Here is a 26,089-nt window from a genome sequence, read left to right as displayed (position 1 = left end):
CGCTCCAGCAGCAGATTTTCATCTCAGTCCAGCAGCAGGAAAGCAAGAACTACTCCCACTTAAAAAAGAAGAGGGAGATACATATACAAATCACAGCAAGTGCAGCCATTACAGCAATGGGGATAAAAACACTATCCATGGGCAGACCCAGTGAAGCCGCTTTCAGTAGCTTAATACCCTGGGTCAGAGGCATAACATCCGCCACTTTTTGAAGTGGTGCGGGCATAACTTCATAAGGCAAAGTAGCACCTGAAAAAATCAGCATTGGAAAGTACAGCAGGCTTGCTGCGGCACTTGCTATTTTCATGTTCGGGGCAAGTCCCCCTACCATTAATCCAATGCTGAACATAGAAAGCATAACCAGCAAATAGGCGCCCAGGAATTTAAGCCAGGAACCATGTAATTGATAGCTGAAAAAAACTGCCCCTGCTATATAAACCAGAATGAGTGAAAGGATGGAATAAAGTGCATAGATTGCAGTCTGAACCGCTAAAATAAGGGCGGGACTGGTTGGTGTGACCTTGAACCGTTTTAAAATCTTCCTGTTTCGGTAATCGGATACGACTAACGGAAGTCCCATAACTCCGCCGGCACAAATTGCAATTGTTGCCACTGCTCCAAAGGATTGCTCCAAAAAGGTATAGTCCGCTCCATCAAAAGCAGGCTTATTTCCAAAAACAGCCCCTAAAATAACCACCATAACAACAGGCATGCATATTGCAAAAATGAACATGTCCATTCCGCGAAGGGACAGCCTGCTTTCTGTAATAAATAGTGTTCTAAATGCCCGCATTTTCTTCCTCCTCATTCGTATACCATAGATACGCATCTTCAAATTTATCATAGGGACTGGCTGCAACTGCATCCTGTACTGTCCCGTAAAATATGCTGACTCCATTTTTTAGAATCATGATCTTATCACACAGGGCTTCCACCTCGTCCATAAAATGAGAGGTCAGCAGAATGGTCAAGCCTTTTGCTTTTAAGTCAGTGAGGCTTTTCCAAACATCCCGCCGGGCCTTTGTATCCAATCCGGTTGTCAGTTCATCTAAAAATACGACCTCAGGGTCCGGAATAAGTGCAAGAACTATAAACAGCCGCTGTTTCTGGCCTCCCGAAAGCTCACTTACATCGCTTTTCAGCTTGTCGGAAAGCCCAAACTGTTTTAATAGAGGCATATAATCCAGAGAGGTTTTGTAAAGGGAGGAGGTGACCTTACAAAGCTCAGACACCTTTATTTTGTCCTGATAATTAGCCTCCTGAAATTGAACACCCACCCTCTCAAAGAGCTTTTTCCGCTCCTTGTGAGGATTCATTCCCAAAATGGACACCCTTCCCCTGTCCTGCTTTTTGGTACCTAAAATACACTCAATTGTAGTGCTTTTTCCAGCACCGTTTGCACCCAGCAAGCCAAATACTTCTCCGGAGCAAATAGAGAAATTGACGTTTTCTACGGCTTTTACATGGGCATAGGACTTGCATAATTCTTCTACTTTAATGGTTGTTTCCATGCGAATCATCCTTCCTGTTTTATTAATTTCATAAAATAGAATAATACTGGAAGGAAGGCTGGTGTTAAAGTGTAGGGTTTTATAATTTTAATAAAGTATAAAATCTGCTGTTATGATGGACGCAGTTTTAAGATATGAAAGGGAAAAACGGGTTTAGGATGTGGAAACGGACGATGAATTGGACTTTCTGTTTAGGAGTTTTGTTTTCAAGGTTCCTTATTCCACTAGAAACGCCGGCAGCTATTCCTGGCAGGCAAAGCTGCTCCAAACTCGCTGGGAGGATGTGAAGTACGTGAAATGTATTGCGCTCAGACAGTGGAGCTGCTTTACCTAGTCATAGCTGCCGGCGTTTAAGTGTCATTAAGGAACCTCTCAAGACAAAACTCCTAAACAGAAAGCCCAATTCATCTGGGTATTTCAATTATAAATTTTTTATGTTTTATTTTTAATGTTTTATTTTTTCTTTGTTATTTATGAAGTGATTAGAGAGGGGAATAATTGATTTAGTAATTCGTTTAATGTTTTGAGAATGAGAGAAATTAATGAATGAAACTGAAGTATTGGATATTAAATTTTATTTAGAATAAGATATTCTCTAGTTTTTTAAATAGTTTAAAATGAAGTTAGCTAGCATAAATACAAGAGTTTTTATTTTAACTATGTAATATTGTTCAGTAGTTTAAGCTATAAACAATCGTTCTGCATATTTTTATTCTGCAATATCATATATCCCCCTGCCTTATAAACCTTTAACCTTCATTAATTAACAATGCACATAGTGCATATAAAACTCAATTGCAACAATCAGATAATTAGGGCTGTATTCCTTCGGATTTCTATTGAAGGGCTCCCTAATGACACTTAAATGGCAGTAACTATGACTAGAGAAAAGGATACCACTGTTCGAAGCTCTCAACAACACATTGCCCAAACATCTACAGCGAGTTTGGTATCATTTTCTCTTCCCAGGAATAGTTACTGCCATTTTAGTGGAATTTGGAGCCCTGAACGAGAAACCCGAAGGAATACAGCCCTAATTATCGTCCGTTTCCCAATCCCCCCCATAACACTTCCCCCTCATTAAATAAAAGACATATTTACAAAACAACAAAACCAAAGTATAATAAAGCTATAAAACAACCAAATAACAGGAAAGGAAAAGGAAAACAACACATTCCCGGTATAAATATATGAAAATCCTAGATACAAAGTTTGTAAAAGGCTTTATTAAAATGGCAGATGATGGCTTTCAGCAGGGCTGGCATGAAAGAAACGGAGGAAATCTTTCTTACCGTTTAAAGGAAGAAGAAGTAATGGAGGTAATGCCAAGACTTTCAAACAACGATGAATGGCATGATATCGGTACCAGTGTTCCCACACTTGCCGGTGAGTTTTTCCTGGTAACAGGAAGCGGAAAATATTTCAGAAATATCAGTGTTGACCCGGAAGTATGCATTACGATTATAGAAATTGATTCCACGGGAGATAAATACCGTATCAGATGGGGGCTGGCCGAGGGAGGAACTCCTACCAGCGAATTGGCGACCCATTTAATGAATCATGAGGTGAAGAAGGCGGTTACCGGCGGTAAGCACAGGGTTATTTACCACGCACATACGACAAATATTATAGCACTGACTTTTGTACTTCCCTTAAGCGATAAAGTATTTACAAGGGAGCTATGGGAGGCTGCAACAGAATGCCCGGTGGTATTTCCAAAGGGTGTTGGAGTAGTTCCCTGGATGGTTCCCGGAGGCCGTGATATCGCAATAGCAACCAGTGAACTGATGAAGAAATATGACGTAGCCATATGGGCACACCATGGAATGTTCTGCTCCGGAGAGGATTTTGATTTGACATTCGGCTTGATGCATACAGTTGAAAAGTCAGCCGAAATCCTGGTTAAGATTTTTTCCATGTCCGGTAAACACCAGACCATAACACCGGATAACTTCAGGGACCTGGCAAAGGCCTTCCATGTAGAACTTCCGGAAGAATTTCTTTACGAGAAATAATATTTAGAGCGAAGCATAGCTGGATATCATAAAAGACCTTTAATAAACAGTGCACTGCACCTGACCGTTGGTTAGTTGCAAGGCGCTGTTTTTATGTTAAGAACCATGATTAATTGCAAGCGACTGTTTATATATAAAAACCAAAATTTATTGCAAGGGGCTATTTATATAAAACCCTTGACTAATTGTAAAACCCTAATTTTATGTAAAAACCAGTATAATTTTGCACAAAGTATGACCAACCGAACTAGGGGTAAAATGCTGAAAATGCAAAATATAGTTAAATTTAGCTGACATTAAAAAAAATTTAATGTTAAAATTAATATATAAATTATTTTGGAACAATTAACGATTGCTGAAAACTACGGTTCTTCAGCATATAGGAAAGGGTTATTGTACCGGAACAGGAGGACGTAATGTTTGTAGTAGGAGAAATGAAATCGGAAGTTTATAATGGGAAAGTTACACTGCCAAAAGAATATCAATTAAAAAAGAAAAAAATAGTTGGGAAATGGAAAGATAGGAACACATTATATCTTTCTGATTCACAGAGTGCTTTGAATTATACCGCAGGAAAAGAGGGAACTGTGTTTGATGCAGTCATAGATACGAATGAACGGTTACGGGTACCGCCTGAGTATGAAAAAGGCAGGGTTAAAATAAAAGGGTGTATTTCAACAGTCAGACTTTTATTTGAAGTGTAAAAGGAGGAATGAATACATGTTTCTGGTAAATCATTATATTATGTACGGCGTGGTAGGAATTTGCAGAATCAGGAGTATCGGTAACCTGGATGGAGAAGGTCTGGACCCTGCAAAATTGTACTATACCCTGGAGCCCTTACAATCCAATGGCAGTACCATATACACTCCTGTGGAAAACAATAAAGTCAGGATGCGAAGTATTATTTCAAGGGAGGAGGCTGTGAAACTGATTCAGGAGGTGCCTCAGCTAAAACCCATCCGGATATTGGACGATAAAAGATGCGAACAGATTTATAAGGAAGCATTGAAGGAAAATGACTGCTGTGAATTACTGCAGCTTTTTAAATACTTGTCTGATAAGGAATATAAAAGAAGCGGCAATAATCAGAAATTATCCGCCATGGATAAGAAATATATGGATTTAATAAAAAGCAGGCTTTTTGGAGAGCTTGCTATCGTTCTTGGGATACCGTGTGAGAAAGCCGAAAGTGAAATCGTGGAGAGAATAGAGGCAACTAAAGTGAAAGGGAAGTAGATCATATTCATGTATGACAGAGCAAATCAGATAGTTACGAAAGAGGTTGGAATGGCAGAATTAACACCGATGATGCGGCAGTACAGGGAGATAAAAGAACAGCATAAGGACTGCATCCTCTTCTATCAAATAGGGGATTTCTATGAGATGTTTTATGAGGATGCAGTCATTTGTGCCAGAGAACTGGAAATAGCCCTGACCGGCAAATATGTAGGGCAGGAGGAGAGAGCTCCTATGAGCGGGCTTCCGTGCCAGAATGTCGATAGCTATTTATGCAAGTTAATTGAGAAGGGTTACCGGGTGGCCATTTGTGATCAGATGGAAGATCCGAAAGCCACAAAGGGGATTGTTAAAAGGGAAGTTATCCGTATTGTGTCACCGGGAACCAATCTGAATGCCCCGGCTTTGGAGGAGGGGAGAAATAATTTCCTCATGTGCCTTGTACAGGCAGCCGGGGTCTTTGGAATAGCCGCAGTGGATATCACTACCGGTGATTTTTTTGTTACAGAGGTTAAAAGTGAAGGAAGCGTAATAAATGAAATCAGTAAATATACGCCCTCAGAAATAATATGCAATCAGAGTTTCCTGAACAAAAGGGAATTTATGATGGCAAGGGAACAGCTTTCCATAACTGTTTCGAACCTTGACGCTGTTTATTTTGAACCGGATGCCTGCAGGAATATTCTGTTGAGGCATCTTTTTATTCCTGCCCTGGATAGTCTTGGCTTAAAAGAAGGGTCAGCCGGTGTCATTGCCGCTGGAGCCGTTTTATTATACCTGTATGAAACTCAAAAAAATTCCCTGGCCCACCTGACAGAAATTACTCCATATACGGTTGACAATTATATGGTTCTGGACAGTACGGCAAGAAGAAATCTGGAATTGTCGGAAACTCTCCGGGAGAGGCATAAAAAAGGCTCCCTGCTGTGGGTGCTGGATAAGACTAAGACTGCAATGGGGGCAAGGCTGCTGAGAAGTTACATGGAACAGCCGCTGACAGAGACAGAGGAGATCAATAAACGCCTGGAAGTAATTGAAGAACTGAATTCCTCTGTTATAAGGAGGGATGAACTCAGAGGTTATCTGGAATCCGTGTATGATTTTGAAAGGCTGATCAGCCGTATCAGCTATAAAAGTGTCGGGCCGAGGGACTTTATCGCCTTTGGGACTTCCTTGGCCGTATTGCCGTCCATTAAGCAGCTTATATCTGGAACCGGCACAGTTTTGCTGAAAGAAATATACATAGAGCTGGATACCCTGGAGGATATCTGCAGCCTGATCCAAAGGGCATTTACGGAGGATTCCCCCCTATCCCCGAAGGAGGGAGGAATTATAAAAGACGGGTATCATGAGGAAGTAGATAAATTAAGGAGAGCTAAGACAGAGGGAAAAACCTGGATTGCTGAACTGGAAGGGAAGGAAAGAAAAAGAAGCGGAATCAAGAATCTGAAAATAAAATATAACCGTGTATTCGGATACTACCTGGAAGTGACCAAATCCAATCAAAATCTGGTACCGGATGAATGGATCAGAAAACAAACCTTATCCAATGCGGAACGGTATACTACCACAGAGCTGAAAGAGCTGGAGGAAATTGTGGTAGGAGCAGATGATAAGCTCTTGACTCTGGAATACAATTTGTTCTGCCAAATAAGAGAAGGGATTGCAAGGGAAGTGCCCAGAATAAGGCAGACGGCAAGAGCTGCTGCCCAAATGGATGTATTTGCTTCCCTTGCTTATGTGGCGGATAAAAACCGGTATGTGCGTCCTGATATCAATAGGGCGGGAATCATAGAGATAAAGGATGGACGGCATCCGGTTATTGAACAGATGTCCCCTGAAATTGATTTTATTCCCAATGACATCTGCCTTGACAAGAAAGAGAAAAGGATATCCATACTCACAGGTCCCAATATGGCGGGAAAATCCACTTATATGCGGCAGTGTGCCTTAATTGTACTGATGGCGCAAATGGGCAGTTTTATACCTGCTTCATCCGGAAATATCAGTATAGTGGATAGAATCTTTACAAGAATCGGTGCCTCGGATGATTTAGCTGCCGGACAAAGTACGTTTATGGTTGAAATGACAGAGGTGGCGGAAATTTTAAGATATGCGACCCCAAACAGCCTTATCATACTGGATGAAATCGGAAGAGGAACGTCTACCTTTGATGGATTGGGAATAGCCTGGGCAGTGGTGGAATATATTGCGGTACAAAAACGGATGGGAGCAAAAACCTTATTCGCTACCCATTACCAGGAATTAACCCGCCTGGAAGAGAAAGTGGAAGGAGTCAGCAACTATTGTGTTGCCGTAGAGGAAAAGGGAGAGGATATTATTTTTCTTCGTAAAATCATTCCCGGAGGTACGGATAAAAGCTATGGAATCCACGTGGCAAGGTTAGCCGGCGTACCGGATAGTGTTTTGGAACGGGCTGGAATAATCATTGAGAAATTAAGCCAAAAGGATGGGGCTGTAAGGAGCTTTTCCATTCAGAAAGACAGAAAAATAACCAGGGAAGCAATTCCAGGTCAGACAGAAAAAATAATTGAGGATTTAAAGAATTTAGACCTGAATTCCGTTACACCGGCTGAAGCCTTTCTTTACTTGACAGAATTATATCAAAAAGTAAATGAGGTAAAAGGGGGCAGCCTGGCAGCTGATTAATAACAAAAATTGTCATAATGATATTGTAATATTGCACAAAAATATACCGAACAATGTACGAACAATTAACCAAACTTCAGCCGGCAGGAGAGATTTTGCTTTCAGAACGCTAAAATTCTTGATAAAATATGAGGTAGCATGGCATATGGTTGGTTCATAACCGGGCATTTCACTTTCTATTTGGGCGGTTTCGCGTAAACTTACTAATAAGCAGTATCGCAAGTAAACTTGCGATGCACATGGGGATTAAAATGAATAACAGGATGGACAAGTTAGAGAATTTATTTACAGATACCTTTGATAATGATATGCCAGCTCAACAGGATGAGATTATAGAAGAAAACAATTTAACGGGACCATGGAAAACGAAGGCATTTAGGAAAACAAATAAGCCGGGCAAAGAGGTTCCGGAAATGGATGCAGCAGAGGAACCCCCTGATATGGAAGTTGCGGAAGAGATAGATGGCAGCTATGATTTAACGGAAGTACAGGGAGTAGATATACAGGAAATAGATACACCGGAAGTGGATATACCGGAAGTGGATATACCGGAAGATTCTGTTAAAATATATTTAAAAAGCATAGGTAAAATACAATTGCTGGATCAAAGAAAGGAACTGGAGCTTGCGAAAAGGATAAAAGCTGGAGATGAAGAGGCAAAGGAAGAGATGACAAATGCAAATCTGAGGCTTGTAGTCAGTGTGGCAAAACGCTATGCGCGGGGAAGCGGCATGACTTTGTCCGATTTGATACAGGAAGGAAATCTTGGGCTCATCAAGGCGGTTGAAAAGTTTGATTACCGCAAAGGCTTTAAGTTCAGCACTTATGCAACCTGGTGGATAAGGCAGGCAATAACCAGGGCAATTGCGGACCAGTCCCGGATTATCAGGCTGCCGGTGCATTTAAAAGAGCAGATGAACAACATATCAAAGTGCAGCAAGCAATTCCTTTCGGATACCGGAAGGGACCCGACGGTAGCCGAATTGGCGGAGCGAATGGGGATGCTGCCGGGAAGAATGGAAGAAATCATAAAACTGTATGACGATGCGATTTCCCTGGAAACGCCCATTGGGGAAGAGGATAGCCAGTTGATAGATTTTGTGGCGGATGAGAGTATGGAGAACCCCTTTACATCTGTAGAGCAAATCATGCTGAGAAAACAGATTAATGAAGTACTTTCTTCCCTTTCCTTAAGAGAGCAGCAAATCATCAGACTGCGTTTTGGCCTGGAGGACGGAAAAATATGGACCCTCCAGGAGGTGGGAATGGCGTTCCAGCTTACAAGGGAGCGTATCAGGCAGATTGAAGCAAGAGCAATTCTAAAGCTGAAGGGAAAAAAGGAAGTTCAGGAACTGAAGGCTTATTTGGATAATTAAAAAACATTCGCTGGTTCATGCAGAAAGTGCAGAAAGGATTCCATGAAAAACAAATCATTTATAAAAATAAAAGGTGCAAGGGTTCATAATTTGAAAAATGTGGACATCAGTATACCCAGAAATAAGCTGGTAGTAATAACGGGAATCAGCGGCTCCGGCAAATCCTCCCTGGCTTTTGATACAATTTACGCAGACGGCCAGCGAAGATATATGGAATCCCTGTCTTCCTATGCCAGAATGTTTTTGGGGCAGATGGAAAAGCCGGAAGTGGATAGAATCGAGGGCTTATCGCCAGCTATTTCCATAGCGCAGAAATCCACCAACCGCAACCCACGTTCCACCGTAGGCACAATTACGGAAATATATGATTATTTACGTCTGCTGTATGCCAGGATTGGTATTCCCCACTGTCCAAAATGCGGCAGGGTTATCAATAAACAATCGGTTGACCAGATGATAGATACGATAATGGCTTTACCGGAAGGAACAAAGTTCCAGCTCCTTGCTCCCGTAGTAAGGGGAAAGAAGGGACGCCACGAAAAGATATTGGAGCAGGCAAAGAAAAGCGGTTATGTTCGTGTGGTTATAGATGGCATATTGCATGAACTGAATGAAAGCATTGAGCTGGATAAAAATATCAAGCATACAATAAGTATTATTATTGACAGGCTGGCGGTAAGGAACGGTATTGAACCAAGGCTGGCGGATTCCATTGAACATGCGCTGAAGCTGGCGGAGGATATTGTGCAGGTGGATGTTATAGGGGGAGAGCCAATTATCATCAGTGCTAATTATGCCTGCCCGGAATGCGGAATCAGTCTGGAAGAAATCGAACCAAGGCTTTTTTCCTTTAATAACCCTTTTGGTGCCTGTCCGGAATGCAGCGGCTTAGGCTATAAAATGGAATTTGATGAGGATTTGATTATACCTGATAAATCCATCAGCATAGATGAAGGCGCGATTATTGTTCCCGGCTGGCAGTCCTCCAAGGAGGAAGGAAGCTTTACAAGGGCTGTCTTAAAGGTGCTTTCCGAACGGTTTTATGTCAGGCTTGATATGCCTTTTGAATCCTATTCCAAGGAAGTACATGACATACTGCTATATGGCACCGATGAAAAAGTGGATGTCCATTACAAAGGGCAGAGGGGTGAAGGTACCTATTCCATTGCATTTGAAGGGATAATAAAGAATGCCGAAAGAAGGTACCGGGAAGGTGCGGAGGTTGTAAAAGCAGAATATGAAACCTACATGAATACTATACCCTGTAAAGCCTGCGGCGGTCAGAGGCTGAATAGGGAAGCCCTGGCTGTGACGGTGGCAGAGAAAAATATTTATGAGGTTACGGAATTGTCCATAAAGGAACTTTATGATTTTATAAAAAGCATAAAGCTTTCGGCATTTCAGCAGACCATTGCGGAGCAGATACAAAAGGAGATTACGGCCAGAGCTGAATTCCTGCTTGACGTAGGCTTAAAATACCTGACGCTTGCCAGAGCAGCTGCCACCTTATCCGGAGGCGAGGCGCAGAGAATAAGGCTTGCAACCCAGATAGGGTCCGGCCTGGTAGGAATCACCTACATTCTGGATGAACCCAGTATCGGACTTCATCAAAGAGATAATGACAAGCTGTTAAATACACTGTATCATTTAAGAGATTTGGATAACACCGTTTTGGTCGTGGAGCACGATGAAGACACCATAAGAGCGGCGGACTATGTTATCGACATAGGTCCCGGTGCCGGGGAGCATGGCGGTGAAATCATTGCAGCCGGAACTGCCGAAGAGCTGATGATCAATGAGGCCTCCGTAACAGGTGCCTATCTTAGCGGTAGAATATCCATTCCCGTACCTGAAACCAGAAGAGAGCCCAAAGGGTATTTAAAGGTTATGGGAGCTGCCCAAAATAATCTGAAAAACATTGATGTAAGTTTTCCTTTGGGAGTGGTTACCTGTGTGACCGGTGTGTCCGGCTCCGGAAAAAGTACTCTCATTAATGAGATATTATATAAAGTCCTTGCCAGAAGCCTGAACAGGGCAAGATGCATTCCGGGAAAATACGAGAAAATAGACGGCATGGAGCAACTGAATAAAGTGATTAACGTGGATCAAAGTCCCATCGGCAGAACGCCGAGGTCAAATCCGGCTACCTATATCGGGGTATTTGATATGATAAGGGATTTATTTGCGCAGACGGCGGCAGCAAAGGCAAAAGGCTATGGAAAAGGGAGATTCAGCTTTAATGTGAAGGGCGGCAGGTGTGAGGCCTGCAGCGGAGACGGAATCATAAAAGTGGAGATGAACTTCCTGCCGGATGTTTATGTTCCCTGTGATGTCTGCCAGGGAAAGAGGTTCAACAGAGAGACCCTGGAAATCCAATATAGAAACAAAAATATCCATGATGTTCTGGAAATGACAGTGGAAGAAGCTTTGACCTATTTTGAGAACCTCCCCAGGATTCGGAATAAAATCCAGACCCTTTATGATGTAGGTTTATCCTATATAAAATTGGGACAGGCCTCCTCCACCTTATCCGGAGGAGAAGCCCAGAGAATCAAGCTGGCAGCCGAACTCAGCAAGCCCGGAACCGGTAAGACCGTTTATATTCTGGATGAACCCACCACCGGTCTTCATTTTGCAGATGTTCATAAACTGACGGAGATTTTAAAGAAATTAGTTCAAAACGGCAATACGGTAATCGTAATAGAGCATAATCTGGATTTAATCAAGACAGCCGATTATATTATTGATTTGGGCCCGGAAGGAGGAGACGGCGGAGGAACGGTCGTATGCCAGGGAAAACCGGAAGAGATTATTGATAACAGTGAATCCTTTACCGGACAGTATTTGAGAAAGTATTTGCAAAGAGCGGAATAGCAGGATAAAAGTAAAATAGCAGGCAGGTAAAGCAGTTTTGAACTGCCCCCACAAAGTTAGATTTTAGGTCTAACTTTGTGGGGGCACATCATTTTGCTTTACTCTTACCTGCTTTTATTATTACAGGGAAATCTTGTCCGTGTTGTTGAAGCCTACAATTACAAAGGCCTCATTAAAATGAATTTCGTAAATATCCATCATTGGACCCGCATAATCATAAGTAGCCTGGAAGCCAGGGAATTTACGGATAAAATTATCTTTCAGATCATGTACGGTAAGCTCACTTTTCTGAATGCTGGCATTTGTTACCCTGACTGCGTCGGGACCAACAGGAATTGTAGTAAATGCAACCTTATTATTTTTAGCAAATTCCGCTGTCTTAGGAGACTGGTTATAAGTTGCTATGTAAGCAACTCCCTCCTTCTGTTCATCATAGCAGAAGGTCAGAATTCTTACATTTGGGACATTGTCAACTGAGGTTGCAAGAGAAAGCTCAACGGCGTTCTCCATAATTCTTTTAAATTCATTCTTAAAATCCATTTTGCTCCATATAATCCGATTATCCTATATAAGTTGAACTTTGGTTAGTGGATTATTTATCCTTTCTTTTTTATTCTTCTTAATTACTGGTGTAATATCTGGTTACAGGAGAAGTGTAACACAGGCACCTTGACATCTATATGTCAAGGTTGTATGATTCAAAAAAATAAATAAGGTGATGGAAATGAAAATTGAACGAATTATATCGATAATAATGCTTTTGCTTGAACGCAGGGTGGTCAGTGCTACGGCACTGGCAGAGACATTTGAAGTCTCCCGGCGGACCATTTACAGAGATATGGAAACAATTAATGGGGCCGGAATTCCAATTGTGGCTTATGCAGGCTCCGATGGGGGCTTCAGTATCCTGGAGCAGTATAAAATCGATAAGAAGCTCTTTACGTTATCGGATATAACCTTGCTGCTAACAGCTCTTGGCAGTGTACATGCTTCGTTATCCAATACGGAGCTGCTTCATACGATGGCAAAGGTAAAAGGACTGGTGCCGGAAGAGCATATCAAAGATATTGAACAGAAATCAAGCCAAATCACGATTGATTATACGCCCTGGTTTGGAAATAGAAATCTAAATGAAAATCTGGCAGTTATTAAAAATGCCATTTATGATAAAAAATATCTGAATTTTCAGTACTTTGATCAAAACAGCAAAAAAAGTAACAGAATGGTTGAGCCGTATCAGCTGATCTTAAAGGACTCCAATTGGTATTTGGTCGGCTATTGTACGTCAAAGCAGGATTTTCGTATTTTTAAAGTCCTGCGTATTTCATTACTTAACGTTGGGGAAGAAACATTTGAACCAAGAGAATTTTCCCATAAGCTGCTGCACTCCCTGGAAGCGGGAAGAAAAGAAATGATTATGGTAAAGCTTCTTATTGACAAGTCCCTGTACAGCCGGATGCTGGATGTAGTGGACGAGTCCGGTATGGAAGCAGTTGGTGAAGATAAGCTTCTGGTTCAGTATCCTTTTATTGAAGATGATTACGGTTATGGACTCCTGCTCCAGTTGGGAAGCAAATGTGAGTGTCTGGAACCCCGGCGCGTGCGGGAGGAGTTGTACAAACGAATGGAAAGTATGATAAAGCTATACAGGGAATAGCCCTAAGCTGAAGGTGATAATGATGGGGCCGGCATGCAATTTTCACACAAATGCCTGCGAAATCCTCTGCCAAATCTTGCGGCGAGCTGGGAAGGCATGGCTGTTAGGTAAATTGCCCTTTCATCTTCTCAAGCTGTATAAGCATTGTCTGTGCATTCTGTTTGGCGTACTGCAATGAAGACAGCAGCTTATCGCATACCGATATAATATCGTCGTTTTCCCTGGGAGTATCAATTATTTCCCGTATATCTGCCTCAGGGTCATTGGATAAAGCATTTAGCATTCGTAAAATCGCTGAAAGGGAGTAATTGGCACAACGCAGGGAACGTATGATTTTTAACCGCCGGATATCTTCTTCGGTATAAATGCGGTAACCATTCTGCTTTCGTTTCACCGTGAGCAAGCCATTCATTTCCCAATTTCTTAAAGTATCCATGGAAATATGCAGATGAGCAGCCGTTTCTTTTCTTGTTAAAGTAAGACTGCCCGTTTGGGGTTTATTATCCGATAGCAGCCTTCTGGTAATTGCAATAGCCTCTTCAGCATTTTTTTGCTCTGATTTTATCTGCTGCAAATAATGCTCAGTCAGGCTGATGGCTTTGTTAAAATTTCCGGAGGAAGAGGTCTTGATAATATCAATTGCCTGCTTTCTCAGACCATTTTGCAACACCTCTGCCTTTAAGGCAATCCTTGCAAGCTTAATCTGCTCCAGGTGGAAATCTGTAAAAACACGGTAGCCGTTTGCCTTCCGTTCCGGTCTGGGAATCAGTCCAAGTTCTTCGTATAGCCGGACTGTGTTAGGATGGATTCCGATGCTGTGTGCTATTTCTGCTGTTTTATAAGTCCTCATACGCTCCTGTCACCTCCCGCTTTGTACCTCCATTCTATCAGCTGATAAAAGTCTGGTGTTATAGTGGAGGGTTATTTTTACTTGATTTGGTTTCGGCAGGCTGCCATGGCTAATGTCCTTTAAAGTTAAACTTGCCGAAGCCCTCATACATTTCAGAATAACCCTTCATTTTTCTATAATCCTTCGGAGAACATCCAAATTCCTTTGTAAAGACATAGCTGAAATGCTGCCGGCTGTTAATACCCACAGAAACCGCAATATCAATAACAGGAAGTTTGCTGTTGGTCAGCAGAACGCTTGCTTTTTCCATCCTTATTCTTTGCAGTGTGCGGATGATGCTTTCTCCTTCTGTCTGCTTATACAGGCGCTGCAGATAAGCTTCGGAAACATTCAGCTTTTCAGCTATCATGCTGATACGGATATCACTGTCATAATTCTGCTCCAGGAACTCTTTGACCTTTTTTACATAACGGTTTCCTTTTGAGCCCTTTTCTTTGGCATCCGAATGCCTTGCCAGTATAAGTACAAATTGGGCAAGATAATAATTCAGTGCCAGACTGCTTTCCGCTTTATTGAGTTTTGAACTATTGTAATGCTGTATATACTCAATGAGGAACAGCATCTCGTTATTTTTATCCGATAGAAAGGAATAATCTTCGCCTTTATTCAGAAAAGCCTTCAGGCCGCCAGACCTTTGAAGCAGGTCACCGATTTTGAAATCCCCTGCTGCCTGCTCCAATAAAATTTCCATGTTAAGTATCCTGCAAAAGCCGTCACGTCTTACGGAAAGGGTATGGAATACGCCGGCATCAATTATAACATAATCCTCTTTTTTCAATTTTTGTGTGCGGAAATTTCCCTCTCTGTCAATACAGGTGATTTCACACTCTCCATAAGTCACATACATAATTTCCATTTCGTTGTGGGCATGAGGAGCCATTTCATAAATCGTTACATTTAAGGAATAGTAGCGCTTCAGCCGAAGCCACCTGGTTTCAATGCTGTCGTTATTCCATAAGCAAAAGCTTCTGTCCTTTTTCATCTTAATAACCATGCCTTTCTCACAGCCTGCAAACTTTGGGCCGAGGATTTCGCAGGCGCAATCTTGTGTGAATTATGCTTCTCAATAATTCACACTAACTGCCATGCATATCTGATACTGCCCATATAGTAAGTTTAAAAATGCATTCTTCTTTGGTATTCGCCAATACCGAAGGCAGTAATATATAGTAATTATAAAATGTCAGAATATCTTACATATGAAAGCCTGTATATATAATGACTTCCCTCCTGTGATTTTAAATATTATACACTATATTCATAAGAAAAAGAATATCAGAAGAAAGTACTTTAAGCTTTTGTATTAAATCTGTTTATTAAGGAAAGATAGTTATAGTTTAGTGTAAAAATGCGTTGTATTTTTCAGATTTCTATTTAAGCAGTATCGCAAGCAGACTTGTGATATGCATGGAATTAGCATTGATTAAAGGAGGTTCTGTATGTATATATCCGTTTTTTATGAACATATCCTGGAAGCGGCAGCCCAGGAGAACCTTTCGGTAGAAGAGGTTCTAAAAATAGTAAAGTCCAGCCAGATTGATGGAGTCGAGCTTGATTATGGGCGGTTATTGGACAAGGAAGGCGAAGGTGAAAGAATATACAGGCAGCTGGCTTCGGAAGGGCTTGCTGTAAATGGAGTATATGGATTTTTTGATTTTGGAAAAAAGGCAGATTATCTTCCGGGTGCTGCTTTCATTGATCAGGCTGTGGGAATCGGTGCCAAAAGTGTACTTATCATACCCGGATTTATAGAGGAAGGCCTGGAGAAGGAGAGGGCGGAAAAAGAAATCCAAAATATGATGGCTGTTGTGAGGGAATTGGCAGCCATCGGACGGGAAAAGGGCATCACGGTAGCAATGGAGGATTTTGATGACATAAAAGCACCCTTTGCCACGGCAGGCCAGTTATTAGCTTTTCTGAAGCAGGTACCGGGATTGACCTGCGCCTTTGATACCGGGAATTTTTTGTATTCCGAGGAAGACGTAATACAAGCCTTTGAGCTTCTGGCACCGTATATTGGTATTGTGCACTGCAAGGACCGTTCCCTTACACCCAAACGCGGTGAAGAGCCAAAGCTTACAGTAAAGGGCCGTGCCATGTATTCATCACCGGTAGGTTTTGGCGATATTCCAATGAAACAGCTGATTTCCTTAGTAAAAGAAAATGCAGGAAAGCAAAACAGGGGGGACATGACGTTTATTATAGAACACTTCGGTTCCCGTCATCAGTTAGAAGATATGCAAAAGTCGGCAGCCTGGCTGCTGGCCCAATAATATCATCCAAAAAAGAAAGGAAAGGAATCTTATGAGTTTTATTACAATTTATGAAAATAATATCCATATGGTACTTGAAATAACGGAAGACCAGCAATTAAAGCTGCTGCATTTTTCAGCACTTCCCTTTAACCAGGCTGCCATTAAGTCCAAAAGCATGGAAGGAAGATTTAATTTAGTAGAAGTGGATATTGCCGGTCTTGACCGACCCTTTGAACGGCACGGGACAAAATATATAGTAACAGCACCGGGCTGCCGGATGAAGTATGACAGCCATAAGGATTACCGTAATCATCTGGGCAGAAAGCTTGAATTCATAACCTTTGACGAAGAAACCGGGATTTATGTAACAAGCCATATTCAGTTCTATGACGAAGTTTCCGTAATCCGTTCCTGGAGTGAGGTACTGAATAAAGGCAGGGAAACACAGACCTTAACCTATATATCCTCCTTTCATTATACCGGGATTGAAAAGGAAGGGATACTTCCAAGAGATAAGAAAATGTCCTTAAAGATTCCGCATAATTCCTGGCAAAGAGAGCTGGACTGGCAGACCTATACACTGGAGCAGTTAGGCATCAGCCAATCCCAGCCGGATGTGGAGCAGCGTTCCTCGAAGGCAGTAGGAATTACCAATACCGGTAACTGGTCTGCAAAGGAATATCTTCCTATGGCATATTTAGAGAATACGGAAACCGGTACAAATCTTTTCTGGCAGATTGAGCATAATGGCTCCTGGCATTGGGAGATTTCAGACCAGGCAGCCCATTTATACCTGGCTCTCAGCGGTCCTACGGAGACGGAATCCCACTGGTATAAGGACTTAAAACCGGGGGACAGCTTTGCCAGTGTTCCTGTTTCAGTTGGTGTCAGCTGCGGGAATTTTGATAGTGCTATGGGAGAGCTGACAAAATACCGCAGAATCATCCGAAGACCCAATAAAGATAATGAAAGTCTTGCAATTATTTTTAACGATTATATGAACTGCTTATGGGGAAATCCCACAGCGGAAAAAGAATTTCCTTTGGTTGATGCGGCGAAGGATGCCGGCTGTGAGTATTTCTGTATTGATGCCGGTTGGTATTCAGCCGGACCCTGGTGGGATAATGTCGGTGAATGGCAGGAATCAAGGGAGCGGTTTCCAAATGGGTTAAAAGAGGTAACAGATTATATAAGAGGCAAAGGGATGGTTCCGGGAGTATGGCTGGAATTAGAGGTAATGGGTATTAATTGTCCTAAAGCGGAACAGGTTCCGGAGGATTGGTTTTTTGTGCGCCATGGCAAAAAGGTGTATGACCGTTCCAGATATCAGTTGGATTTTAGGAATCCCCAGGTCATAGACTATGCAAACAGTGTTATCGACAGGCTGATTTCTGAATATGGCATCGGCTATATTAAGATGGATTATAATATAGAGCCGGGAATCGGTACGGAATTGTACGCCGATAGTATCGGTGACGGCTTATTAGGCCATGAAAGGGCTTATCTTGCCTGGCTGGATTCGATATTTGCAAAATACCCTGAGCTTATCATTGAGAACTGTTCCAGCGGCGGACTTCGGATTGACTATGCAATGCTGTCCAGGTATTCCATACAGTCCACCAGCGATCAGGAAGATTACCGCCGTTATGCTACAATAGCTGCCAATTCCCCCTCAGGACTGACCCCTGAACAGTCGGCCATCTGGTCCTATCCGTTAACCCATGGGGATAAGGAGGAAGTGGTATTTAACATGATAAATGCCATGCTGCTTCGTATACATCAAAGCGGTCACTTAGGTCATATCGAGAAAGAGCGAAGGGAGCTTGTAAAAGAAGCCCTGGATTATTATAAATCCATTCGCCAGGATATCAGAAAATCCCTGCCCTTCTGGCCTTTGGGCTTATCAAAATTCTCAGATACCTGGGTGAGCCTGGGACTCCGGACAGAAGATAAGCTCTATGTGGCAGTATGGAGAAGAAACAGTGAAGAGGAGACTTGTACTCTTCCGATAGAATATACAAATGGCAGGAATTGTTCCGTTAAATGTGTGTATCCAGGCTACGAAGAATGCAGCTATAGCTGGAACGGTATCAATCAGACCCTTACTGTAATATTGCCCAAGCAGTTTACCGCCAGATTATTTGAAATAACCCTTCTTTAGAATAAAGCTGGCTTGGAATAGGATACTGTTTTTAAAGCGGGTCCATCTGAAAATATATTTTAATCTCCATCATATCTCCATATCTTTTTTATAGAATCTAATTACTGATTTGGATGTCATAAGTTGACCTCAATAAAACATGGCTTTGATTTATGTCATCCGAATTATAGTTGGATTACAAATAAAAAACAGAGGGAGAATATCAATTTTATGAATGCTATGACTCATTACATGGAATTGCTGGCAACCAATCAGCCCTGGCAGCTGCTTATCTTTATGGCAGTTCCCGTCATTTGTGCAGAGACTCTTGCCATAACGGAAATGATTATCCTGTTTACAAGGAATATGACAGGAGCGGCAAAGAAGGTAAGTAAAGCTACAGGTATCTTTGCAGGTATTTATTTTCTTGGAATTTTTATTTATTTGTTTATAAATGCCGTTATACCTCTTACAACATCAGGTGGGTGGAGAGGACCGGCGGACGTTATTGCAGTTGGGTTCTATCTTTCAGGTGTAATTCCTTTTATGGGAATGTTTTTACTTGAAACAGGCTTGATTGGAAAGAAGCGGGATGAAACCGGCAAGTTAAAGCTCCATGCTGTATTTGTTGGTATTTTCCTTGTTGTAGCTCATATTGCCATGATATTTGGTATGCTGAACCCGGATTTATTAATAATGAAAATGTAGCATTATCTTCATAAAGAAATAAAGCTTAAGCCGTGCTGTGATAGAACAATTGCCGCACGGCTTAAGTTAACTGTTTTATTTGCAATTGGAGTCTTTATAGCACCAGAACCAATCCATGCAGCTTAGTCCCATATCCTGTGGGTTATTGGTACGTTGGATTAACTGGTCATAGGTACCCGGCGGCGGAACCATAGAAGGCATGTCAGGCTCCCAGTTTGCCGGAGTGACAACCTTACATCTGTCCGTCGTTTGAAGGGCAGTTAAAAGGCGCAGGATTTCATAGATATTTCTCCCGTTAGTTAAAGGATAAACTAATATGGCACGAACCATTTGCTCAGGGTCAAGGAAGAATACATTTCTGACGGTTTCCTGTTTATTGACCCCGGGAGCTATCATTCCGTAGAGGTTTGCAATGTCACCCATGCGGTCGGCAATAATCGGGAAAGGTATCTGAATACCGGTCAGAGTATAAATCTGATTTACCCATGCCAGATGGGAAGGGTTACTGTCAATACTAAGCCCGATCAGTTTTGCATTCAAATCTTCAAACTGATCATTTGCCTGTGCAAAAGCAATAAATTCAGTTGTACATACCGGTGTAAAATCACCAGGATGTGAGAATAGAATAACCCAGAGCCCTTTGTAATCGGACAGATTCATTTGTCCGAAGGTTGTCATAGCAGTAAAATCAGGAGCCTTCATACCAATGGTAATATTCATAAATATGCTTTATTTACCTGATAATTGTTTATAATACTATATGACAACAGAAGGGATATGTTAATGATTTCCCAATAAAACGAGGAGGAGGAACCTGCATGTGCAGATTCCTCAATTATGAAAAAGTATATGTTAGCAAGGTAGTGAACCTTGTTGTTATCTTATGTACTTAGTATATCGTTCAAATGTGTCCATTCTTTGAAGTACTTTTGAAAAGATTGTGAAAATAAGCTTTGAAAGTTTTCGTATTTTCATTTAAAATTAGATAAGAGATACTATTTAAATCTTAATTGCTAGGTATTAATGTCTATGAGCCGATAATTAGGAGCTGATAATGTTCAGGAAAGAGTTAAGAGCTAATACTTAATGGCTGATTGTTGAAAGCTGAATCAAAAAAATAAAAGTAAATTATTTGAAATTAATTAAAGCCGAAAGCTAATGAGAGCAGAAAGCCGATTAGTACAAAATCTGAAAGCCTATGAAAGCTAAAAGCTGATGAAAGTAAAAAGCTTAAATAAAAGCTAAGAATAAAATAATACTAATTGAGAAAGAGAGGATCATGCCATGCCTGTTATAGACATGCCTTTAGAAGAATTACGAAATTATCAGGGAGTAAATCCGCGTCCAAAAGATTTTGCACAATACTGGGAGAGGGCCATAGGAGAAATGAAGTCGGTAAATCCCAATGTAGAACTGACTCCGTCAGCCTTTCAGGTGCCTTATGCCGAATGCTTTGATATGTACTTTACAGGGGTCAGAGGTGCAAGGATTCATGTGAAATACCTGCGCCCTAAGAATGCTTCCGGCAAGCATCCGGCGGTATTGATTTTCCATGGCTACAGCTCCAATGCAGGTGATTGGAGTGATAAGCTTAATTACGCGGCTCTTGGATACTCTGTCTTTGCAATGGATTGCCGGGGCCAGGGCGGTCATTCAGAGGATGTGGGCGGTGTGAAGGGAAATACCTTGGATGGGCATATCATCAGAGGACTTGATGACGAGGCGGATAATTTGCTTTTCAGGCACATCTTTCTGGATACGGCAGAGCTGGCAGATATTGCCATCAACATGCCGGATGTAGACCCCGGCAGGGTATATGCCATGGGCGGCTCCCAGGGCGGGGCACTTACCCTTGCCTGTGCATCTTTAGAGCCAAGAATCAGTAAGCTTGCCCCCACATATCCATTTTTAAGCGATTATAAGAGGGTTTGGGATATGGATCTGGCAAAGGATGCCTATGCCGAAATAAGGCAGTATTTCAGGATGTTTGATCCTGCTCACCAGCGGGAAGAAGAAATCTTTACAAAGCTTGGCTACATTGACATACAGAACCTGGCAGGCAGAATTAAGGGGGAGGTATTATTTATCACCGGCTTAATGGATACTATCTGTCCTCCTTCCACACAGTACGCAGCCTATAATAAGATAACCGCTAAGAAGGAGCATATTATTTATCCGGATTACGGGCACGAGTTTTTACCGGAAATAAGTGATAAGGTCATGCAGTTCTTTATGAAATAGCTATATCGGAAGAAATTAGAATACTGAAGGCTAAAAGCCCGGACTTTTCAGGGGTTCATCCACGATAAACGCTTGAAGGAAGTTTATGGAAACGGACGATGACCAAGGGGGTTGTTTGGGAGTTTTGTTACGCGAGAACCCTTATTCCACTAAAGCGGCAGAAAACGTGACTGGCAGGCAAAGCAACGCCAAACTCGCTGTAACAATTATGGCTGTGTTAGCTATCAAGCTCAAACAGTGGCATTGCTTTACCTAGTCACGTTTCCTGCCGCTTAAGTGTCATAAGGAACCTCTTGAGACAAATCTCCCAAACACCCCCCTTGGTCATCTGTGTATATCCATTATTTGGTCTCATGCATTTGCCGTGTCCAAAACCCTATAAGACCAATCAAAACAACAACTGTCCAAGGGTCTATTGCCAACCCCCAGATGATTTTGGCTTACCTTTTGTAATTTTCTATTGAGGAGTTCCCTAATGACACTTAAATGGCGGCAGCTGTTCCTAGGTAAAATTATACCACTGTCTGAGCTCACAGCTCTGCACAAATACAACCTTCCAGCGAGTTTGGTATAATTTCACCTGCCAGGAACAGCTGCCGGCATTTTAGTGGAATTTGGAACCCCGAACGAGAAAATAACAAAAGGTAAGCCAAAATCATCGTCCGTTCCCACAATCCCCCCTTTTCCTCCCTTATTACAATCCGCAAGCTTCATCTGAAACGTCTTTATAAATGTGATTTTTTATGCTATAATAACCCTTAATACAAACTGAAGCCTATTCAGGCACACCTATGTGCCGTTGTGATCTTTGGAAAGAAGGATAAAAAGTGTCTGATTGTTATTGTAGCGAAGGGGATATAAAACGTAAGATACGAAATCTTAAAAAGATGGAACTAAAATTAAGATTCCATCAATATGATAGCAGCACTGATCATAAAGGCCGTGCAGTACAAAAGAGCCTTCCAAAAGCACTGGTATGGGATGAATTTTTCTGCCTCCAGGATAATTGCCGTAAGGCAAGGTTTAATATGAAGGATTTACTGGCAATGGACAGAGAGGATATTAAGAAAGTAATAAGCCAGTATTATTATGCTGTTTATTATAAGATATTCCAGGAAACAGGAATACTGGACAACAGCCTTTATAATCCGGATATTCTTATGAAAATGGGACTCTCCTTTGATGCCGATGCCAGGACGATTAAGAAGCGCTTTCGGGAGCTTGCCAAGGAATATCATCCCGATGCAGGCGGAAACAGTGAGAAATTCATGGAACTACTGGAGCAGATGGACTCCTTGCATCTAAAAGATAATTAAAATAGGGCAGGCAGCAGTTATTCGTAATTGCATGCCTGTTTTTTGTTTGCTGTAATTCTTCCTCTTCCTGAACTTTGTTTAAATTACCATATTATTCTGTTATATTGACGGTGCAGCGTATTTTAATTCCGTCCTCTGCGGCATAGACGTAGGCTTTCCCCTTTTGCATACCTGTTATATTACCGGAAGCGTCAACAGATGCCACATTAAGGTTACTGGAAGACCAGACGGGAGTATTGCCGGAGGATACTGCTGCATTGAGCTTTTTCTGTTCTCCCTTTTTTATGGTGATATTATAGGTGTCAAAGGTGATTTCCGGCTGTCTTACGTTAATGGTGCAGGTTTTTGTTACTCCGCTTACAACAGCGGTGATAATAGCAGTACCATGTTTTTGTGCGGTAACCAGGCCGTTTTCTGCTACTGTGGCGACACTCTTTTTGTTGGTCCTCCAGCTGGGGGTCAACTTGGAGGAAACCACGGCGGACAGCAGAAAGGTCTGCCCCCGGTAAAGGGAAAGGCTTGTCCGGTTAAGTGAGATAAGGGGAGCTTTCACGGTGATGGTTATACTGGCAGTGCTTTTATTTGCTGTGGCTGTAATAGTGGCTTTGCCAGGTTTTTTACCGGTGACCACACCATTTTCATCTATCACAGCGATGCTTTTTGGACTGCTTTTCCAGATAACCGGAGAGCTGTTGGAAGTTTGGGCAGAAAGGGTGAGGGTTTCACCTGCTTCGATGGAAGTCTTTGAGGCTTGTATGTCAACGGTTGTTTTCCGGACAGTAATCCTGCAGGCTGCCTCAGCTTTATTGATTTTAGCTGTTATCGTTACTGTTCCGGCACTTTTAGCGGTTATGCTTCCGTAAGTGCTGACAGAAGCAACCTTAGAATTACTGCTTTTAAAGGTCGGAAGGCTTCCGTTGGAGGTGACGGCATATATTTGAAATTCATCACCGATATTAAGGGTAGTGTTGTATTCCGATATTATTACGAAGGGTATTGTGTCAAAGGTATCAGCCTGAAGCTGCGTGGCTGGCAGAAATATAAGAGCGGTGCATAAAAGAATGGATATTAGGATTTTCTTACTAGATGACATTTGATTCCTCCTATGGACAGAGGAAAAAAATTACAGCAAACTAACGTAATTGTAACATCCGGCAGTATATTTGTAAATAGGGGAATCCCTATTATTTTACTTTATTTTTTATGTAAACTTTGATACAATATCTACATGGCTTCTTTCCACCTGCATACAGATGCCAGGAGTCGTTTATTTTGAAAAAAATAAAGAGCGTGAGGTGTTTCCATGAAGGTATTAATCTTAACCTGTAATACAGGAGAAGGACACAACACAGCAGCCAAGGCAATTAGTGAATATCTGACAGAGCATGGACATAATGCTGTGGTACTTGGATTTATGAAACTGGCAGGTGTAAAGCATGACAGGAAAATAAGCAGAGCTTATATATTATCAACGAAATATGCACCGCATATATTCCATCTTTTCTATAAGGCAGGAGCCGTAATATCTTCACCAAACAGAAAATCTCCCGTTTATTACTCAAATGCCGGCATGGCAAAATACCTGAATAACTATTTAGAAGAACACCCGGATTTTGATATCCTTGTGGCTACCCACCTTTATGCAGGTGAAACCCTGACCTATATGAAGAGAAAGGGGATGTTAAAACAGAAGGTGGTATCGGTACAGACGGACTACACCTGGAGTCCTTTTTGGGAAGAGACATTATGTGATGCCTATGTCATACCCCATGAAGAGCTCACAGAGAATTTTACATCAAAGGGTATCCCCGGAGAAAAGTTATATCCCCTGGGAATTCCGGTAAGAATGGAATTTTATAAAAAGTTAGACAAAAAGAAGGCAAGAAGGATGTTAAAATTGCCGGAGGATAAACCCATATATCTGATAATGGGCGGAAGTATGGGCTTTGGAAAGATCAGAAGATTTACGAGACAGCTGATCAAATGCTGTACCGGCGGAGAACATGTCATTGTTATCTGCGGCACCAACGAGTTTTTAAAAAGCACTCTGAAACGGGATTTTCAGCAAAGCAAAAATGTACATATCATAGGGTTTACCAGCAAAGTATCTCTGTATATGGATGCCTGCGATGTAATATATACAAAACCGGGGGGACTTTCCTCCACGGAGGTCCTTATAAAGAATAAACCTTTGATTCATACGGCACCCATACCCGGCTGTGAAATAGATAACCTGAAGTTTTTTGTTCCAAGAGGAATTTCAGTGGCACCAAGGGGGATTTCAGAGCAGATTAATTTGGGAAAGAGGCTGGTAAATGACAGGGATTATCGGGAGCAGATGCTTGCTGCCCAAAGGCATTATGCCAAGATGGAGGCCCCTTCGGATATCAGCCGTTTACTGGAGGAGATGGTAGTTAATTCTTAATATCGGAATATTTAAGGGGAGGAGCTTATATGAGATATCTGTTATTCATAGCAGCAGGCTACTGCTGCGGAAGTATCCTGTTTGCTTATTTTTTGCCTAAAATATTATATGATGTGGACATTACAGAGATCAGCGATGATAAAAATCCCGGAACCCATAATGCTTTTAAATACGGAAGCAAAGTGGTTGGTACGGAAGTACTTATCTTAGAACTGTTAAAGGGCTTTCTTCCGGTATTCCTGGGTACACAGTTTTTAGATGTCAGTAATAATGTTTTTGCAGTGGTCATGGCAGCCCCGGTTTTAGGCCACGCATATCCGCTGTACCGCCATGGAAGAGGGGGAAAGGCAATAGCAGTGACCTTTGGAGTGCTGATGGGATTATTTCCTATTATTACGCCCTTATCCCTATTGGTATTTTTTTACCTGCTCTTTTCCTGTGTTATCCGAATAAGCCCGGATTCCTGCAAGAGCATCGTCACCTTTTTGTGCTTTGGTGTATCGGCTTTGCTGCTTATTGATATCAGAGCGGTTGCAGCGGGCTGTGTAGTCATAACGGCCATTGTTTTGTACCGGCATTATCAGAAGCATATGACAGAGAGCCTTGAAATTTCATTATTCAGAAAAAGAGTTGTTTAATTACATAGGAGAAGCAAATGGACAGGGAAGAGTGAAGAAAAGTGTAGTTGCAGTACATTATGGATAAATAAAAACAGTGAAGCATCCCTGTATTAATATGGAAGGAGATGCTCC

General features: G+C 41.8%; 22 protein-coding genes. 15 read left to right on the top strand and 7 right to left on the bottom strand.

Annotated elements, in window-relative coordinates:
- Window positions 1-49 precede the first annotated feature (49 nt).
- Both BUB77_RS03265 and BUB77_RS03260 read right to left on the bottom strand, forming a co-directional pair.
- On the bottom strand, window positions 50-793 hold the full coding sequence (locus BUB77_RS03265; protein WP_073272828.1) for an ABC transporter permease: 744 nt from the start codon (window positions 791-793) through the stop codon (window positions 50-52).
- Window positions 780-1,511 carry an ABC transporter ATP-binding protein gene (locus BUB77_RS03260; protein WP_073272826.1) on the bottom strand — a complete coding sequence of 244 codons (732 nt, stop codon included), beginning with the start codon at window positions 1,509-1,511 and terminating at the stop codon, window positions 780-782. Before BUB77_RS03260 ends, BUB77_RS03265 begins: the two co-directional genes overlap by 14 nt.
- Before the next feature lie 1,190 nt (window positions 1,512-2,701).
- Here BUB77_RS03260 and rhaD point away from each other — a divergent pair.
- The 6 genes from rhaD (at window position 2,702) to uvrA (ending at window position 11,685) form a co-directional block, all read left to right on the top strand.
- Window positions 2,702-3,526, top strand: coding sequence for a rhamnulose-1-phosphate aldolase (rhaD, locus tag BUB77_RS03255; protein ID WP_073272824.1), 825 nt, complete (start codon window positions 2,702-2,704; stop codon window positions 3,524-3,526).
- Between the two features lie 416 nt (window positions 3,527-3,942).
- The gene (locus tag BUB77_RS03250) at window positions 3,943-4,230 is read left to right on the top strand and encodes a hypothetical protein (protein ID WP_073272822.1); all 288 of its coding nucleotides are present in this window, start codon (window positions 3,943-3,945) and stop codon (window positions 4,228-4,230) included.
- Between the two features lie 16 nt (window positions 4,231-4,246).
- Window positions 4,247-4,765: a CarD family transcriptional regulator gene (locus BUB77_RS03245; RefSeq protein ID WP_073272820.1), complete on the top strand. Its 519-nt coding sequence runs from the start codon at window positions 4,247-4,249 to the stop codon at window positions 4,763-4,765.
- 51 nt (window positions 4,766-4,816) lie between these two features.
- Window positions 4,817-7,435: a DNA mismatch repair protein MutS gene (gene mutS / locus BUB77_RS03240; RefSeq protein ID WP_073273004.1), complete on the top strand. Its 2,619-nt coding sequence runs from the start codon at window positions 4,817-4,819 to the stop codon at window positions 7,433-7,435.
- A 251-nt stretch (window positions 7,436-7,686) separates the two neighbouring features.
- Window positions 7,687-8,811 carry a sigma-70 family RNA polymerase sigma factor gene (locus BUB77_RS03235; protein WP_207650819.1) on the top strand — a complete coding sequence of 375 codons (1,125 nt, stop codon included), beginning with the start codon at window positions 7,687-7,689 and terminating at the stop codon, window positions 8,809-8,811.
- Between the two features lie 42 nt (window positions 8,812-8,853).
- On the top strand, window positions 8,854-11,685 hold the full coding sequence (gene uvrA, locus BUB77_RS03230; protein ID WP_073272816.1) for an excinuclease ABC subunit UvrA: 2,832 nt from the start codon (window positions 8,854-8,856) through the stop codon (window positions 11,683-11,685).
- 120 nt (window positions 11,686-11,805) lie between these two features.
- Here uvrA and BUB77_RS03225 read toward each other — a convergent pair whose 3' ends face one another.
- Entirely contained in the window at window positions 11,806-12,225 is a 420-nt protein-coding gene (locus BUB77_RS03225) for a pyridoxamine 5'-phosphate oxidase family protein (protein WP_073272814.1), read from the bottom strand.
- Between the two features lie 184 nt (window positions 12,226-12,409).
- Here BUB77_RS03225 and BUB77_RS03220 point away from each other — a divergent pair, with 184 nt between their 5' ends.
- Window positions 12,410-13,342, top strand: a complete 933-nt coding sequence (locus BUB77_RS03220; protein WP_073272812.1) for a helix-turn-helix transcriptional regulator — start codon at window positions 12,410-12,412, stop codon at window positions 13,340-13,342.
- A 103-nt stretch (window positions 13,343-13,445) separates the two neighbouring features.
- Here BUB77_RS03220 and BUB77_RS03215 read toward each other — a convergent pair whose 3' ends face one another.
- On the bottom strand, window positions 13,446-14,192 hold the full coding sequence (locus tag BUB77_RS03215) for a MerR family transcriptional regulator (RefSeq protein WP_073272810.1): 747 nt from the start codon (window positions 14,190-14,192) through the stop codon (window positions 13,446-13,448).
- A gap of 109 nt (window positions 14,193-14,301) precedes the next feature.
- Complete coding sequence (locus tag BUB77_RS03210; protein ID WP_073272808.1) at window positions 14,302-15,246, bottom strand: AraC family transcriptional regulator; 945 nt, start codon at window positions 15,244-15,246, stop codon at window positions 14,302-14,304.
- 445 nt (window positions 15,247-15,691) lie between these two features.
- On the opposite strand from BUB77_RS03210, the gene BUB77_RS03205 reads away from it, so the two are divergent.
- From BUB77_RS03205 to BUB77_RS03195, 3 genes are all read left to right on the top strand, one after another.
- Window positions 15,692-16,525, top strand: a complete 834-nt coding sequence (locus BUB77_RS03205) for a sugar phosphate isomerase/epimerase family protein (RefSeq protein ID WP_073272806.1) — start codon at window positions 15,692-15,694, stop codon at window positions 16,523-16,525.
- Between the two features lie 31 nt (window positions 16,526-16,556).
- Window positions 16,557-18,668 carry a glycoside hydrolase family 36 protein gene (locus BUB77_RS03200; RefSeq protein WP_073272804.1) on the top strand — a complete coding sequence of 704 codons (2,112 nt, stop codon included), beginning with the start codon at window positions 16,557-16,559 and terminating at the stop codon, window positions 18,666-18,668.
- A gap of 210 nt (window positions 18,669-18,878) precedes the next feature.
- Window positions 18,879-19,355, top strand: a complete 477-nt coding sequence (locus tag BUB77_RS03195) for a DUF6803 family protein (protein ID WP_073272802.1) — start codon at window positions 18,879-18,881, stop codon at window positions 19,353-19,355.
- Window positions 19,356-19,430: 75 nt separating this feature from the next.
- On the opposite strand, the gene BUB77_RS03190 is transcribed toward BUB77_RS03195, so the two are convergent.
- Window positions 19,431-20,075: a peroxiredoxin gene (locus BUB77_RS03190; RefSeq protein WP_073272800.1), complete on the bottom strand. Its 645-nt coding sequence runs from the start codon at window positions 20,073-20,075 to the stop codon at window positions 19,431-19,433.
- A gap of 564 nt (window positions 20,076-20,639) precedes the next feature.
- Here BUB77_RS03190 and BUB77_RS03185 point away from each other — a divergent pair.
- The 3 genes from BUB77_RS03185 to BUB77_RS03180 all read left to right on the top strand — a co-directional run bounded on the left by BUB77_RS03185 (window position 20,640) and on the right by BUB77_RS03180 (window position 22,912).
- Complete coding sequence (locus tag BUB77_RS03185) at window positions 20,640-21,596, top strand: alpha/beta fold hydrolase (protein WP_073272798.1); 957 nt, start codon at window positions 20,640-20,642, stop codon at window positions 21,594-21,596.
- Window positions 21,597-21,681: 85 nt separating this feature from the next.
- On the top strand, window positions 21,682-21,852 hold the full coding sequence (locus BUB77_RS29740; RefSeq protein ID WP_170866567.1) for a hypothetical protein: 171 nt from the start codon (window positions 21,682-21,684) through the stop codon (window positions 21,850-21,852).
- A 571-nt stretch (window positions 21,853-22,423) separates the two neighbouring features.
- Complete coding sequence (locus BUB77_RS03180; protein ID WP_073272796.1) at window positions 22,424-22,912, top strand: J domain-containing protein; 489 nt, start codon at window positions 22,424-22,426, stop codon at window positions 22,910-22,912.
- A 91-nt stretch (window positions 22,913-23,003) separates the two neighbouring features.
- On the opposite strand, the gene BUB77_RS03175 is transcribed toward BUB77_RS03180, so the two are convergent.
- A complete protein-coding gene (locus tag BUB77_RS03175; protein ID WP_073272794.1) occupies window positions 23,004-24,005 on the bottom strand; it encodes an Ig-like domain-containing protein in 1,002 nt (333 codons plus the stop codon).
- A gap of 210 nt (window positions 24,006-24,215) precedes the next feature.
- Here BUB77_RS03175 and BUB77_RS03170 point away from each other — a divergent pair, with 210 nt between their 5' ends.
- On the top strand, window positions 24,216-25,337 hold the full coding sequence (locus BUB77_RS03170; RefSeq protein ID WP_073272792.1) for an MGDG synthase family glycosyltransferase: 1,122 nt from the start codon (window positions 24,216-24,218) through the stop codon (window positions 25,335-25,337).
- A 29-nt stretch (window positions 25,338-25,366) separates the two neighbouring features.
- On the top strand, window positions 25,367-25,975 hold the full coding sequence (locus BUB77_RS03165) for a glycerol-3-phosphate acyltransferase (protein ID WP_073272790.1): 609 nt from the start codon (window positions 25,367-25,369) through the stop codon (window positions 25,973-25,975).
- Window positions 25,976-26,089: the final 114 nt, after the last annotated feature.

It is taken from the genome of Anaerocolumna jejuensis DSM 15929 (genome assembly GCF_900142215.1).
Taxonomy (GTDB): domain Bacteria; phylum Bacillota; class Clostridia; order Lachnospirales; family Lachnospiraceae; genus Anaerocolumna; species Anaerocolumna jejuensis.
Note: the sequence above shows the minus strand (reverse complement) of the source record. Positions and strands in the feature narration are given on the sequence as shown.